Source organism: Acidiplasma cupricumulans, assembly GCF_001402935.1.
Taxonomy (GTDB): Archaea; Thermoplasmatota; Thermoplasmata; order Thermoplasmatales; family Thermoplasmataceae; genus Acidiplasma; species Acidiplasma aeolicum.
On sequence record NZ_LKBH01000117.1, the window covers coordinates 1 to 15,004 of the forward strand.

Below are 15,004 nucleotides of genomic sequence, written 5' to 3' on the forward strand. Positions count from 1 at the left end.
TTAGAATATTTATTTCTTATTGAAAATACTATATAGCCAATGAAAAAATATGATGAAATACATCTATGTGTTCCAACCTCATTAAAAAAGGTGTTGGAACACTTTTTCCCCTTGAAAACAAAGGCTCTGCATAAAACTGTTCCAACCTCCCCCCTATATTTCCAATTTACTTTTGTAAAATCAACGATATACATTATATAATGTAATAAAATCGTCAAAATTATAAATTCTTATAAAGTTAATTAAAAATAGGTTGGAACAGTTAAATAGAGAAGCAGCAAAATAAATGGAAAATTGTGTTCCAACAGTACTGTTGGAACAGGTTGGAACACCAGCACATAAAATTTAATTTTAAACCAGTATTCTAAATGGTTTTTGGTGTTCCAACCGTGGGTGTTGGAACACCATCAATTCCATAAATTTATCATAAATCAAAATTCATGGTCCATAATTTTAAAAAAATTAAGGCCTTATCATTTTAATACCCTGGTAAGTGCGGATATCTAAAACCGATATCCTATTTTAGAAATACAGTAAAACAAAGGCTTATCAATCAAAAAATGGAAAGATTGATGAACAACAGTTTCGTATTATTATATAATTATGAGAGGTTATGGCCGTAATAAAATCTCCTGGATAAAGATCTAAATTACGGCCCATGTTTTATCTTAATTATATATTAGTAGGAAGCAGCAGCAGCAATATCAGATTTTCATGATTTTATCCTTGATTTTATTGGCTTTCTATATATAGGATATAGATCTGATATCAGACATGGCCCCCATCTGATTGCCAAAATTATGCACATGTAATCCCTGGATTTATTACTGTAAAATAGTCATTTTATAGGTCCTTATACCTATATAACATGGAACGCAGAGATGAGAACTCTTCTGAAAGCTTATATGAATATACCCTGGAAGTTTTCTGCTTTTCTACAATTGACAGTATACATAGGATCTTTAACCTGGTTGAAAGCTCGCCATAGCCAATAAGCCATCCATTGTATTCCATAACGGTCCTTATCTCATGGACTTTCATGAACCTGATTGTGGACATTGCATTAATTATTTTCATGTCTGTCTGGTCTATAGAGACCTGAAGAGATATTTTTACTGAAGTTTCTTCCTGGCTGTTCACCATTCATATACAGATTCAGAGTCATATAAGGTTTTATAACCATTCCATAAAATTTATAACTCTATGATAAAAGGCTTAAAAATAAAGGTTTTTCAACACATAATTTAAGGTATTATCTAAATATAACTTATTGGATTTGATAGAATTCAAATTTGAAGCCAGAGTATCTATCGAAAGTATTATCAAACAGGAACCCGTTTTTTCAATAACTATCCTTGATTCTTCTATTCCTAAACTCTACATATTATTTACACATAAAACGCAGGAAAGTATTTTTCAAATTTCCTCAAGTTATGCCAATCTAATTTCTAATATTCAATATTAGAAAAGCCCATATTTTTTAATATCTCATAACGATATTATCACAGTGGTAAAACCTTATAAATGTCTGAGCCTATATAAGACGTGTGAATAACCATGGCAAATATCCAATGAAAATCTCCTTTCAGTTTTCCCTTGATCGCACAGATATAGAGATTCTCAATGCAATGGCCACATCCAGATTCCTAAAGATCAATGAGATGCTAAATCTCCTATAATGCAATAGAGCTGGAATTGTGTATGGCACTCTTCTCCCATCCAAATTACACATTCTATCTATCATAGCAAAAGAAAAAACAAGCAGGTACGCAAAGTATAAACTTGCATAATCAGTCTATCCTCTCAATTAGGTAGGTGCTCATATTTTATCAATACAGAATCAATGAGACATTAAGATGTATCTGATATTACAACATTGTTATACTTATTATCTTCCCTGTTTTTAATATTTATTTCATAATTCAATATTTAGAACTTTTTAAAATCCTATAGTTTATTGGTTGTTTTTGACTCTAGGCAACATTATTTTTTTTACTCTATCAAACATAAAATTAATGTTTAAATAAGGGCAATATTAATAATGCCGCAGTAAGTATTACTAATATGCCGGTTGCTATTAATAGAAATTTTGTGGATTTTTCTGTCGTTTTGGCATTTTCAAAATTTAATTTTGCTATTGTAATCCGGTTTATATTGTCAATATATTCTACTGCTGTTCTGTTAGCTTTTACTGCATAATTGATGTTTTCTGTTAACATTTTGAATATTAATTGAGTTACATTAAAATTTTTATATTTCCCAAAATATATAGATTCACCCACAATAGTACCGGTATATTCATAAATTAATTCAGGACCTTTAAACGGGATATTATTGTCAATTATTTTGTTAATACTTTCCTCATTTTCATTATTAAATAATTCTAAGCTATTAACATTGTTAGAAAGCGCATACAATTTTTCAGTTACCATCTGGAATAATTTTTTTAATTCGGTTTTTTGCAATTCATTTCCTAAATTCAAATTATCAACTTCCTTAATTGCACTCTTTTGTAAATAATCAGTATATTTTGCAAATAAAATCATTAATTCAGCAAAAAGTATGTTTGCTGGCCATTCATTGGGATTGTCTATAAAATTTTTTTCTGGAATAGACAATAAAGGTCTTATTAATACATTAACAGATGTAAAAACAGTATAATCCAAGGTATATTGATAAATTAATGGTCGGGGGTCATCTATAATAAGAGTATTCAAGCCTCTGAAAACCAGTGAATTATTATACGATATTACAGAATGATGGTCTTCGGCTTTATTCTTAAAATTAACAGGCTCTAATTTTATAAGTTTTTCATAATCGGTGGAAGATAAAAGAGATTTATCGCTTTGCCTAACTTTCTGAATTTTATTATTGAGATCAAAAAATGACTTTTTATCTGTGTAAAATGATAAATCCAAAATTACATAGGATGATGGGTTAAATTTATTTGGGGGATGATTGTATATATCTTTGCTTATTATATCAAAATTTATTTGTAAGACCTCACCAATATATCCCGATAGATTTGTTATATCATTTTCAAGTCCTTTATTTATTCTTTTATTTATTATATTTATATCCAATTCCGTTTCTAATATAATCGCAGGTAAAGATAATTTAGTAACATCCTCTTTATAGTATATTATCGCGATGTATGTTTTCCCTATATAATCAAAAAGAGCCCTCGCCTTAGTAGTTGGGCTGAGTGGATAATTATGTGCGTTATTAAGCAAATCCTTGATGTTAACAGTATATTTTTTATTGAATTCAAGATCACTTATCTTAAAAATTTCTTTTATTTTTTTCACGCTGTCCTCTTTAATAAGGTCTCCTATTATTATCCTCCCATATTTACATTTAATTTTTTGACTCATTGAAAGATATACTGTGATTTAATTATAAACTTTTACACAATTGGAAAATGAAAAATTCCCGGATATTACATTTATTTAATACAAATACAAAGGCTACATAATTCCTGATTGTGTGGCTGCCTATGCAATTATAAAGCGTTTTAACCTGACCCCTAAGGATAAAGATAAAATCAAAGAAATGGCCATGCATAAAAGTATATTGATAAATTATGTCTGGATAGCCTGTTAAAACGAAATGCTTTCATCATTTTAGTGAACAACCTAATTCCTCTCTATCGATATACTACGTATAAGATTAAAATCAAGATAAAAATTACACCGGCCCATATAACTATATTTCTGATATATTTTTCATGCGATAACAATCTGGTCTTTGTTTGTGCAAACGCTAACGTTAAAATAAAAACACTCTCTATTTCTAATGAATCAAATAGGTATGAGATATTATGAAAATATAGTGCTGTAATACCGGTGAATGGAAGTAAAACTGTAACTATTGCCAATGTTTGAATTAAATTGTATTCTTTCTTTTCCGGTTTTATGCTATAAAAAATGGCGATACTATCTAGATTTTCTTTAATTCTATACTTATTAGAAACACTAAACGAAAAACAATTTTTTCTTTTATCTAAATATATTTTTTTCTCATCTATATCAATAATAGAATCCTCATCCTGTCCGGCAGAATCATTACTGCCAAAAATGTATGGATCGAATTTGCCTATTTCTAAGCCATTTCCCCAATGATTAAATATACTAAGCGTTTCTTTACTATAAAAAAGTATTACATCCATATATTCAGCCTCGTTATACATAAAATGCTTTGATTCAGTTAACCCTTCATAGTTATTATTCTGTTTTTCCTCTTTTGTATACTCTATGTAATCCAAATATAATGAGCAATATTCGTCTTTTTCTATAGTTTTGTTCAACTCTATTACTAAGATATAACTTCTATCATCAGGATCTTCTTTTTTTATGCCCTCTTTAATATCTTCCGGTATATCATTTCTTTGTATTATCTTGTAATTCGGTAAATACACTAGTGCACTTTCTTTGCTATTACTTATTTTTAGGTTTGTTTTAAAATTTTCAATTTCTAAAATTATTTCATTTAATTTCTCTTCAGATTTATTTTTAAAGATTATCTCTTCTCTTACAGTCCTTTTGAGCAATCCCTCAGAATGGTTATAATATATATGCCTACTTATGATTTCTATGCTACTGGGATAAAAATACAATGAATTCACTACTTAAAATTATTTTTCTGCAACTATGTAAACTATTTTGCCATTTTTTTTAATAGGTACATATATGTCATTTTCAGTTAGATCTTTTTCATTCTTAATGATTTTAATGTACCTACTTCTATCTATTATTTTCAACTTTTCATTCATTGTATATTTTTTCCCTTTCCTATTTTCCATCTCCCCTCCCTCACTACTTAATATTCAAATGATTGTTCAAATATTTTATTTTAAATGCTTATGTAACTAACTAACTAACTTCTTTACATAAAAGTATGTATGTCTGATATATAAATGTATGTGTGTAGACCAGATATTTGAATTCGTATTAATGCTCCAGTTCACTCCTAAATCTCTGTAACAATTCGGGTCCCTTTAATATTTCCTCCAAAACATTTTCAATTAATTTAGACTTGAATGATTCATGTGCAGTCCTATAAATATGACATCCACAAACAATTTATGGGATCTGGCTACTGCGAAAGAGAAAAAAAGGGCGAGAAGTAAGAGAGAAATAGCTGAAATCTATTTCACGTTTCAAGAAATACCGTTTCTCATTTTGCCATCTATCCTCATAAAAAATAAAGCTGAATCACTTTGTTTTTGACAGAGTATATACCTTATTAACTTGTTTAAAGATGACATTCTCCATTAGTTTAGCCTTGAATGATTCCGGTGCAGCTTCGATCATCTTCTTGGCTATTCCTGGTATTGTTTCAGATTTCTCTATTGTGGCCTCGATCTGCTTCTCCCTGTTCTCATATTCTAAAGCCAATTTCTCATCGAATGGAAGCCAGCAGTTATGGCAGTACTTTGCATTTGAAGGATTTAAATAATCACATCTCGGGCATTTCTTAGGTTTTTCCTCTATTTCATTTTTTTCATTGATATTTATTCCATAGGCCTTTAAAATTGCATTATCCTGGTCCCTCATTGATAAATGCACATAAACAGATGTCATTTTTGAACCATGAACCCATCCCATTTGAGATTCCAAGGGAGATTCCGGAACCTTGGATGCCAATATGGAAGCCCTGGTATGCCTGAACAAATGCGGATATATTCTTTTGTCTATTCCTGTCCTGGCTTTTAAATTCAATAATAGTTTTCTGGCATCATAGTATTTCATTTGTTTATGCATATTCTGCTTCTGCAATCCAGTGAATAGATATTCATCATTGTCATCCTTTGACTTTAAATAATCCTTTAAATATGCTATTGAATCGCCTATTATCCTTACGCTTCTATTTCCTGTCTTTCCATGGACATTTAATATTAATCCGTATTCATCAAAGATTACATCCTTCATTCTTAAGGTTAATATCTCACCGATCCTGCATCCAGAATCGTATAATAATGATACCAATGCCTTATCCCTGGTGTTATTGCATGCATTTATTAATTTTTCAATGTCATATTTTGTTATTAAATCAATTTTTTTATCATGGCTTGATTTATGGTTGAACTTAATATCCATAAAATCAGGCAATGACTTGTAGTACCATTTATAAAATCTTTTCATGACATTTTCATAATCCATCATTGTTTTATCAGTGTATTTTTCCTTGAAGCTTAAAATCATGTCGATAATATCCTCCTTACTAGGAGTTAGGAATTTATCCTGCAAATTATTGTATATTACTCTTAGCCTTGTTAAATAGAAATATTCCCTGTGCTGGGTTATGCCTGTTATCTTTATTTCCTTGACAAATGAGATAATTGTTTTCCTTTCCTTTTCAGGTATTTTATTTATTCTTTTATATTCTGCATTAAGATCCCTGTCAATAGAGTATATATCCATGATCATTTATTGTCTGGAACGGTATTAAACCTTTAGGCTAAGTTTGACCCTCCGCATTGTTAAAACTTTTAATATATGACTTCAAGACGCATTAAAAAATTATTTTTATTTATATTCATTTGAATTCGTTCACACATATAGACCGGAATGAAATAATTTGGAAAAATAACATAGTCTCAAATGAAAATACAGTCATCATCTGTAATTAATGAAGTCTTATTGCCTTAAATTATATTAATCACTTTATGTAAACATATTTTCCGTCCATTTTCTCCTGAATTTTAGAATCAAATAACATTTTTCTTCCACGCAAAAATATATTTTCCGGCCAGCCCCTAAATTCTTTATTTAATTCAGGATTCCAGTCCAGCCCTGGTACAGTTTCCAGTGTTTCTTCTGTTGCCTTTTTTATCTTTTTTGGGTTTAATAAAACAATATCAGCATCCTTGCCAATACTAATTGAACCTTTATTTCTAATGCCAATTACATCTGCAGGCCTTTCTGCTAAAAGATATGCCAAATCCTCGTAGGTTAAAATCCCATTTGATACAAAGCTGGTTATAAGCCTGGGCAGGGTCATCTGTATGTTGTCAAATCCGGGACTAGCATCCCAAATATTTCCGTATTTATCACCATTTTTCATTTTTTGCCTAGCAGTTAAAGCATTAACATCAGAGGATATGGAATCCAACTTTCTCTCAGATAACTTTTTTATTAAGAATTCTCTGTCCAATTTGGTTCTTAATGGAGGATTTACCTTGCCATAAACGCCCAGTAAATTCCACATAGAGTCATCATAAAATAGATAATGTGGCTCAGTTTCCATTGAAACATCCAATCCCATTTCACGATATTTATTAGCGGTTTCAAAGGCCTCTATTGATGATATGTGGGCAATGTGGACCTTTGCCTTAAAACGCATGGCCAGCCTGCATATTTTATCTATTTTAATGGCCTCTGCAATTGGTGGCCGTCCTCTGTTAAATGCATCCAGGCCATTGTTTTTTTCTTCCATGGCTGTAAAAAATTTTACAGTACTATTATCCTCTGCATGAAATATTATTCTTGTGTTATCATATTTTGCAGCTGTTGAAAGTGCTTTAATTACAATATCATCTATGTCATCATCCACATATATTCCAAGTTTCCTGCCCTCATCTCCCTGATATGCATTATAATATATCTTATAGGCATTAATTCCCTTATTTATCAGTTTATCAAGTTCCCCTACCTGGCTATCTGTGCCAATCATTGGGTTAAAGGAAAAATCGGAATAACTAACCCTTTGTGCTTTTTCAATTATTTTATCAATTACGTTTAGATATCCTGAACTCCCATCAGGTCCTATTATCAGGTGAGATCTAATATATGTATAACCACCAGCCAGTGCAGCCCTGCTTTCAGTTTCAAGTTCTTTGTATATGCTATTAATAGAACCCATACCGGCATGAAAATGCAAATCTGTAAATCCAGGAAATGCAAGCATCTCATTACCATCTGTAACTTCTCCATCAGGTTTAACAATACCTGATTTATGTATTCCTATAATTTTACTATTAGCAATAAAAATATCGCAGGGTTCTGATATACCACAGGAACTAACTATTTTTACATTAGTTATCGTGCTGTCTATTTTGTTAATCATGGAGATACCACCTCAAGATCCTTCATGGATGTATCCTCGGCCATTATATATGCCAGAATCACATAAATAATGAACGCCCCTATGGCGACAATTCCTATGCCTATTATATTATAAAGCGAATAGATATAGGAAACAAAAACCTCCATTATGGCAACGCCGGCCAGGCTTGTAACAAGTATATAACCAGTGCCAATATTCCTGACCCTTGTTGGATACATTTCTGGTGAGTACAACCATATTGTTGTATTCGATGCATATGAAAATAACGCGAAAATAAACAGCGATACTATTACCATGTAAGGATATGAATGAAATGTAACTGTTAGACCTGCACCAAATATTGCCAGAATACCAAGCGATGGAATTAAAATCTTTCTGTTTTTGGCGGCCAGAAGGACCGCTGTAAATGTTCCAAGCAATGTACCAAAATTAACAATGGTTGTGAGTATAAATGAACTGCTTAAATGTAGTGAAGAGGTTACAGAGGAAAACAGTTCAGGATATATTATTGTAAACGATGCAGACACACCAAATGTTATAAATGAAAGAACAAATAATAATAGACTTCTTCTGGCATATCTTCCCTTAAAAAGTTCACTGGTGTGTGGCTTCTCTGTTATTGTCTTTAAATCATTATATTTATACTGTTTTTTTAACTCATTTATATTATAATAACTTTTCAATCTCTTAACCGGTATTAATTTATCCTCTGATAACATTTTAATTACTGCAAAAGCCTCATCTTGCCTTCCCTTTGATATTAAAAATCTTGGCGTTTCAGGTATGTACCTCCTGTAAACCAAAATTAACAGGGCAGGCAAAATTAAAACACCCAAAAACCACCTCCATGCGAGATATGGTCCACCAAAAATACCCTCATATGGGCCTAAAAATAAAAGCGCAAGAACTGCAACAGCAAATATTCCAAAGCCCGGCCCAACGTTAACTATGCCGGTGAACTGGCTTCTTATTCTGGTTGGCATAATTTCTGATATTAATGTTAGCCCGATGGCTATTTCACCACCCAGCCCAAGCCCAACAACCATTCTGCCAAGGAGAAACATTATATAATTAACAGACAGTGCTGATATAAGGGCACCAATAGCATATATCCCCAGATTAAATGAATACAAAAATCTTCGGCCTAAGTTATCACCCATATAGCCGGCCATTAAACCCCCAACAGCCATAAATCCAAATGTTATAAACTCAACCTGAGTTGATATGGCTGCGGCGCTTATATGAAAGGCTGCAGAAACACCTGTGGCTGCATATCCCGCATTATACTGTTCAATTGCATCAAAAAATGTACCCAGGACAACAAGGAGCATAATAATGCTAAATGCCCTATTATTTTTTGATATCCTATCCAGCTCAATTCTGCCAATATCATACATGTTTGATCTTTCTTCCATTCACACACCCCAAACATTTATTTAATTTGAAACGCAAATGGATTTAAGATTCTAATCTGAATTCTGCATATTTTTTTGTTATCCTTCATGATAGAAAACATAACTTATTTAATATCAATGAATATATAAAAGTAGCTGTTAATTTTATTTATTTTTTTATCAAATAAACAAATACATTATGTTAAAAAAGAATTTTTTCCATTGATAATATCCAAAATAAGAATAAAAGGATTATAAAAAATATTATCTACCTCCATTTAATAATTTAAAATGGCAAAACTCATATTAATTGTTGACACTGGAGTTGATGATGCCCTTGCCATAATGACCCTGGTAAAAAACGGCATTAAACCGGATTTTATTATAGCAGCCTCTGGAAACTCTGATTTGGATAATACATTAAATAATACAATTGAGGTCACAAAAATTCTGGAGGAAAATATACCGGTGTATTACGGTGCATACAGGCCATTAATAAGGGAACCATATTATGAGGACTACCATGGGCAAAATGGTCTTGCCAATTATACTTATGAGATGCATGAATTTAATAAAATTAATGGCATAATAGAACTTTATAATACTTTAAAAGATGAGGAGGTTGATATAATAATAACATGCCCTTTAACCACACTGGCACTGCTGTTTTCCCTGGAGAAAAACATAATAAAAAATATAAGGAGGATTATAGTCATGGGCGGTGCATTCGCCTTAAATGAGTATGGAACCGGTAACGTGGGCGATGCAGAATTTAATATATTTTATGACCCGGAGGCTGCAAATATGGTGTTTAATTCAGGAATTAAAATATATACCATTCCGCTGGATGTTACAATGAACCCAAATTTTTCAATAAAAGATGACGATCTAAACAAAATGCATGTAAATAGCAATGAGAGCAAATTTATATATGAACTGGTAAAATATATGGTTAACAGGCATGGAAGCTTTGAAATGCATGATCCAATAGCCGCACTTGCATATCTTAATGAAAAAGCATTTAAATATATTACAGGGAAAATAAGCGTTGATAGGAATGGCAAAACTTTATTAACAAGGGATGAAAAAGGGAGCTGCATGGTGGCATATTCCCTTGATATAAATATTTATCAAAAAAATGTAAAAAATCTTTTTTTTTAAATAATATTTAAATATGGATGTTTACATGATATAAAATAAATAAAAATATTAAAATAAAATACTGGTCTGATACTATGGTTAACTACGATATTTATATCTCAGCCCCACTTTTTAATGAGATGGAGATAGAGTTTAACAATAAGGTTGATGCATTTGTTAGAAATTTAGGATTCACAACGTATCTACCCCAGAGGGATGGTGGCGAGGATGAAAAGCTATTAAGAAACCCGGAGTTATATCCTGAGGCAAGCAGGCGTGTGTTTGAAAGGGACGTACAGGCATTAAAAAACTCCAGAATACTTTTAATGCTAATAGATGGCAGGGTTCCAGATGAGGGTGCATGCGTTGAACTTGGCATGGCATATGCATACAATAAAATATGCATAGGTTTTCAGACGGACATAAGGAAGTTTTCAGGTTTGCAGAATAATTTAATGATAGATTATTCATTTACATATAATATAGCACACACATGGGATGAATTAAGGGAAATACTGTTAAAAATAAAAAATTTAAAATAGTTTAATCTGCCATTTCAATAGGAATGCCCTTTCCGGTTTCCTTTCCAAACAGGAACCATGCTATTGCGCCTGCGGAACCGATTACCCAGACTATGATATTAAACAATATGTACTGGTTAAGGTTATATGAGGCAGTCAAATAAATGGTAGGTATATAAAGCCCTATTCCTAAAAATCTTATAATTGCCGTAAGCGTTCCCCTTGATTTTGTGGCCCACACCTCTGATTTTAAAGTATCCTCTGCCAGATAACCAAGCTGGACAAATGCATTTAGTGCTATTACAAGAAACCAAAAAATTATGAGGTATCTGGTCCAGGAGCTTATTGTAACGTAGGTTATAATGGTAAAAACAAGAGCACCAACATTCCCCCATAAAAGCATGCTCCTTCTGCTTATCCTCTCACCGAAAAATCCAATAAATCCTGTACCAAATGCGGCTACACTGGATACCAGTAAAATTAGGGCAACAAGGCCGGGATAAAATACAGGGCCAAGAACGTAGGCTATAAGTCCAAATCCGGTTGTACCTGCAAAGGCAGTGGTCAGGGTGGAAAATATTTTAAGGCCCAAATGTTTGGTTTTATCCAGATCCTCCCTATCCTCCAGCTCCTTCTTATTCATGGTTCTTCTCAAATATTCCTCCCTACCATAATATTTTATGGCATCATTGATTGCCTGATCTTCCCTGCCAATGCTTGCCAGCCATAGAAAGCTTTCAGGAAGATAACGCCTGGATGCTATTAAAACAATTAATACTATTAAAATTGTTATTGCAATCATAAACCTTTGATAGAATATTGAGGAACTTGCAGTTGAAAACGATACAGCAGCAAGAACCACACCACCAAGCGGTATGAAATTTAGCTCAAGCAGCATTGTAGTGCTTCTATGCTCTGTGGGCATTATCTCCTGCGACAGTGCCATTATTGTATTCATTTCACCTCCTGATCCAAACAAAAGTATGGCAAGAAATAAAAGTATTAGATAATATGTATCACTAAAAACTATGCCTATGGCTGCTATACCATACATTATCATGGTTATATAAAATACATGCTTCCTTCCTATTTTATCAGATAATGGTCCGGAAACTATTATTCCAATAATCAGCCATAGTGGAGACCATGATAGCAGCAAGGATCTAAGGCTTGCTGGCATTGCGACCCAGCCTGTCGCAATTGTTGACATCCCAAATATATATGCCTCAAGGAACATTCCCATTGAAAATGATATAAATGCCCATGTATCAACACGTGTCCAGTGCCCGAAACTTAAATTTCCAGCATTGCCACCCATGGTATGATAAGCTTATTTAATATTTAAAAGCATAAGTTTACATATTATACATTTATTTCAATTTATCAAAAAGTTTTAAAATTATTTACATTGTTTTAAAAATAAAAATGCTGTTATTAAATATTTACTGCCTTGACCTGGATATTAATTCGGAGTAAATGCTTAAATATTCCAGCCCCTTTTTTATTCCCCTTGATATCTCACTGAATTCCATGCCCTTTAATTTTTCCTCTATGGCATTTAGGTGGTTCAGGCCAATAAATGGTACGGCAACCTCAACAACCCTGGAGGCGTATCCTGATCCCTGAAATACCTTTTGTATACCATAGATTATATCCTCGAAATTCTCATAAATATATTCCCTTGCCTCCGGGTTCATGGATGCATTTGTGTAAAACCTTATGGAATCCTGCTGCTTGATTTCATGATTTTCAATTAATCTTGATACATTTTCATAATTTTTATCTCCAGAAAGCCATGACATTGCCTGTATAACCTTTATTTTATCCTCGTCATTATTAAAATCATTAAGCATTTTATGAAGTCCATCAAAATCATTCTTAATAATTGCATATGCTGTCAGTACTGAAGACCTTAAATCAGGATCCATACTGGTAATATTATTTATATTTTCGGCAATTTTTGCAGCATAATCATGATCCAAAATTGCAAGCCTGTATGATATCATTCCCCTTAATATGGATTTATTGATTTCCTCATTTTCCTCCTTGCTGCCAAGCATGTCAAGTTTATTTTTAAGAAGTTCAACAGTGAAATTGTGCAATTTTTCATTGTTTGTTAGTATTAAATTTAATATAAATAATTCCCCTGCTATTTCCTGATCAACCATTAATCTATTCTCATCGGAAAGTGCCTTTATTACATCCAGATATGAGTTTAGGTTAATTTTACCGGATATGAGAAATGAATAATAGTCATTTGCAATCCCCCATAAATCACGGTCTGAAAGCTTCTTTAAATTATTTACCAGTGATTTAAGGAGTTCATCCGAGTATAAAACCCTGTAAAATCCAGCCTCATCATCATTAAGCTTTAAAAATTTGTCAGTGTCTTCTATAATCATTTCAGATGCATCAAAAATAAGAGATTTTATACTGTTTTCATATTTTAACGTCAGCGGTATTTTCCATGTAACTTTTTGTGTCTTGCCATTAAGGAAAAATCTTGACTGTTTTAATAACAATTTTCCATCCACAATGCTGGCATCTATATATGGATATCCAGGTCTTTTAATAAATGATTCCATGACCTCCCTTACAGGAAGATCTGATACCTTTCCAATAAATTCCCAAAGATCAGAACCCTCTGCATTTTTGTATTTAAAATTTTCAAGGTATAAATTAAGCCCTTTTCTAAAAACATCATCGGTTACGAATGAATTAATCATTCTTAATATGCTTCCTCCCTTCCCATAGCTTATTTCATCGAAGATCTGTGCTATATCATCAGGAGATTTAACATCAACCTGTATTGGATGGGAATTAACCAGTGAATCCCCAGCAAGGGCCCCGGAGGTTTCACTGATAAGGAAATCTGAGAACATGTCATAGTCTGGATATAATTTATCCACTGCCTTATATGACATAAATGTGGCAAAACTCTCATTTAACCATAGGTCATCCCACCATTTCATTGTCACAAGGTCTCCGAACCACTGGTGTGCCAGTTCATGGGCTATTACATCTGCAATTGACCTCTTTACAGAAGTGCTTGTTGATGAATCGACATTGAGATATATTTCCCTGAATGTTATTGCCCCCCAGTTTTCCATTGCACCTGCCGCAAATTCAGGTACTGATATTAAATCCTCCTTTGGAAGTGGATATTTTATATTGAAATAATCCTCATAGAATCCAATTGATTTTTTGGCAATTTCCAGTGGATAATCCGATTGGGTTAGCCTGCCCCTGGGTGCCACAAGCCCTATTTCCTTTCCATCTTCCAATTTTTTAGTTTTTCTATCGAAATGTCCAATCCCAAGGTAAAGTAGGTATGTTGACATTCTCGGAGTCTGCATAAATTTTACCTCCTTTTTTCCGTCAATTTCTTTTATCGTTTCCACCGGCATATTTGAAACTGCATCAAGTCCACCATCAATTTTAATAGTTATATCAAATGTGGCCTTATATGATGGATTATCTATGCAGGGTATAAATTTTCTGGCCCCGGTTGGCTCAAACTGAGTTGTTATCATAAAACCATCCGGTGTTCTGGCCAGATATATCCCCTCAAGTTTTTCAGGTATCTCACCTGTAAAGTCTATATCCACCTGTGTTTTTGATGTTATTATCCCATCAACCACAATCTCCTGCTCATTTTTGTATTCTTTAAACCCTCTTATTACACCATTTACTGCAAGCCTTTTAATTTTATGCCCTATTGAGTTAAGTATTAATTTCTCCTCATTACCCTCCAATGTTATTTTTTCATGGCATGTGTAAGTAAATTTTTCTGTGTCAAAATCCAAATACAGGTTGTAGTTTATAATATTCATAATTACATATTGCATGGTATATTATAATTTTTATCAAATAAATAATTAA

The 15,004-nt window shown here is 32.6% G+C and carries 13 protein-coding genes; 3 read left to right on the forward strand and 10 right to left on the reverse strand.

Annotated elements, in window-relative coordinates:
- Both AOG55_RS09645 and AOG55_RS03465 read right to left on the reverse strand, forming a co-directional pair.
- The coding region (locus tag AOG55_RS09645; protein WP_236688962.1) for a hypothetical protein at positions 1-194 on the reverse strand (194 nt) is incomplete at its 3' end.
- A gap of 649 nt (positions 195-843) precedes the next feature.
- Positions 844-1,140: a hypothetical protein gene (locus AOG55_RS03465; protein WP_156318738.1), complete on the reverse strand. Its 297-nt coding sequence runs from the start codon at positions 1,138-1,140 to the stop codon at positions 844-846.
- 407 nt (positions 1,141-1,547) lie between these two features.
- Here AOG55_RS03465 and AOG55_RS09730 point away from each other — a divergent pair, with 407 nt between their 5' ends.
- Entirely contained in the window at positions 1,548-1,679 is a 132-nt protein-coding gene (locus tag AOG55_RS09730) for a hypothetical protein (RefSeq protein WP_269082529.1), read from the forward strand.
- Between the two features lie 333 nt (positions 1,680-2,012).
- Here the strand turns inward: AOG55_RS09730 and AOG55_RS03470 are convergent, their stop codons facing one another.
- The 6 genes from AOG55_RS03470 to AOG55_RS03495 all read right to left on the reverse strand — a co-directional run bounded on the left by AOG55_RS03470 (position 2,013) and on the right by AOG55_RS03495 (position 9,482).
- Entirely contained in the window at positions 2,013-3,374 is a 1,362-nt protein-coding gene (locus AOG55_RS03470; RefSeq protein WP_055040898.1) for a hypothetical protein, read from the reverse strand.
- A 272-nt stretch (positions 3,375-3,646) separates the two neighbouring features.
- Positions 3,647-4,615 carry a hypothetical protein gene (locus AOG55_RS03475; protein ID WP_162216754.1) on the reverse strand — a complete coding sequence of 323 codons (969 nt, stop codon included), beginning with the start codon at positions 4,613-4,615 and terminating at the stop codon, positions 3,647-3,649.
- 18 nt (positions 4,616-4,633) lie between these two features.
- On the reverse strand, positions 4,634-4,801 hold the full coding sequence (locus AOG55_RS09285) for a hypothetical protein (RefSeq protein ID WP_156318739.1): 168 nt from the start codon (positions 4,799-4,801) through the stop codon (positions 4,634-4,636).
- Positions 4,802-5,213: 412 nt separating this feature from the next.
- Positions 5,214-6,422, reverse strand: a complete 1,209-nt coding sequence (locus AOG55_RS03485; protein ID WP_055040901.1) for a site-specific integrase — start codon at positions 6,420-6,422, stop codon at positions 5,214-5,216.
- Positions 6,423-6,660: 238 nt separating this feature from the next.
- Positions 6,661-8,067, reverse strand: a complete 1,407-nt coding sequence (locus AOG55_RS03490) for an amidohydrolase family protein (protein WP_055040902.1) — start codon at positions 8,065-8,067, stop codon at positions 6,661-6,663.
- The gene (locus tag AOG55_RS03495; protein WP_055040903.1) at positions 8,064-9,482 is read right to left on the reverse strand and encodes an MFS transporter; all 1,419 of its coding nucleotides are present in this window, start codon (positions 9,480-9,482) and stop codon (positions 8,064-8,066) included. Before AOG55_RS03495 ends, AOG55_RS03490 begins: the two co-directional genes overlap by 4 nt.
- A 270-nt stretch (positions 9,483-9,752) precedes the next feature.
- Here AOG55_RS03495 and AOG55_RS03500 point away from each other — a divergent pair, with 270 nt between their 5' ends.
- Positions 9,753-10,622 carry a nucleoside hydrolase gene (locus tag AOG55_RS03500; protein WP_055040904.1) on the forward strand — a complete coding sequence of 290 codons (870 nt, stop codon included), beginning with the start codon at positions 9,753-9,755 and terminating at the stop codon, positions 10,620-10,622.
- Positions 10,623-10,696: 74 nt separating this feature from the next.
- Positions 10,697-11,143 carry a nucleoside 2-deoxyribosyltransferase gene (locus AOG55_RS03505; protein WP_054964191.1) on the forward strand — a complete coding sequence of 149 codons (447 nt, stop codon included), beginning with the start codon at positions 10,697-10,699 and terminating at the stop codon, positions 11,141-11,143.
- 1 nt (position 11,144) lies between these two features.
- Here the strand turns inward: AOG55_RS03505 and AOG55_RS03510 are convergent, their stop codons facing one another.
- Together AOG55_RS03510 and AOG55_RS03515 are read right to left on the reverse strand one after the other, a co-directional pair.
- Positions 11,145-12,440: an MFS transporter gene (locus AOG55_RS03510; RefSeq protein WP_055032647.1), complete on the reverse strand. Its 1,296-nt coding sequence runs from the start codon at positions 12,438-12,440 to the stop codon at positions 11,145-11,147.
- A 124-nt stretch (positions 12,441-12,564) separates the two neighbouring features.
- Positions 12,565-14,955, reverse strand: coding sequence for a M1 family metallopeptidase (locus tag AOG55_RS03515; RefSeq protein ID WP_054964193.1), 2,391 nt, complete (start codon positions 14,953-14,955; stop codon positions 12,565-12,567).
- Positions 14,956-15,004 lie beyond the last annotated feature (49 nt).

Bases quoted from the DNA above. Each gene is read 5' to 3' on its own strand.
- AOG55_RS03470 (WP_055040898.1), bottom strand. From the start codon at position 3,374: ATGAGTCAAAAAATTAAATGTAAATATGGGAGGATAATAATAGGAGAC.
- AOG55_RS09285 (WP_156318739.1), bottom strand. From the start codon at position 4,801: ATGGAAAATAGGAAAGGGAAAAAATATACAATGAATGAAAAGTTGAAA.
- AOG55_RS03485 (WP_055040901.1), bottom strand. From the start codon at position 6,422: ATGGATATATACTCTATTGACAGGGATCTTAATGCAGAATATAAAAGA.
- AOG55_RS03490 (WP_055040902.1), bottom strand. From the start codon at position 8,067: ATGATTAACAAAATAGACAGCACGATAACTAATGTAAAAATAGTTAGT.
- AOG55_RS03495 (WP_055040903.1), bottom strand. From the start codon at position 9,482: ATGGAAGAAAGATCAAACATGTATGATATTGGCAGAATTGAGCTGGAT.
- AOG55_RS03500 (WP_055040904.1), top strand. From the start codon at position 9,753: ATGGCAAAACTCATATTAATTGTTGACACTGGAGTTGATGATGCCCTT.
- AOG55_RS03505 (WP_054964191.1), top strand. From the start codon at position 10,697: ATGGTTAACTACGATATTTATATCTCAGCCCCACTTTTTAATGAGATG.
- AOG55_RS03510 (WP_055032647.1), bottom strand. From the start codon at position 12,440: ATGGGTGGCAATGCTGGAAATTTAAGTTTCGGGCACTGGACACGTGTT.
- AOG55_RS03515 (WP_054964193.1), bottom strand. From the start codon at position 14,955: ATGAATATTATAAACTACAACCTGTATTTGGATTTTGACACAGAAAAA.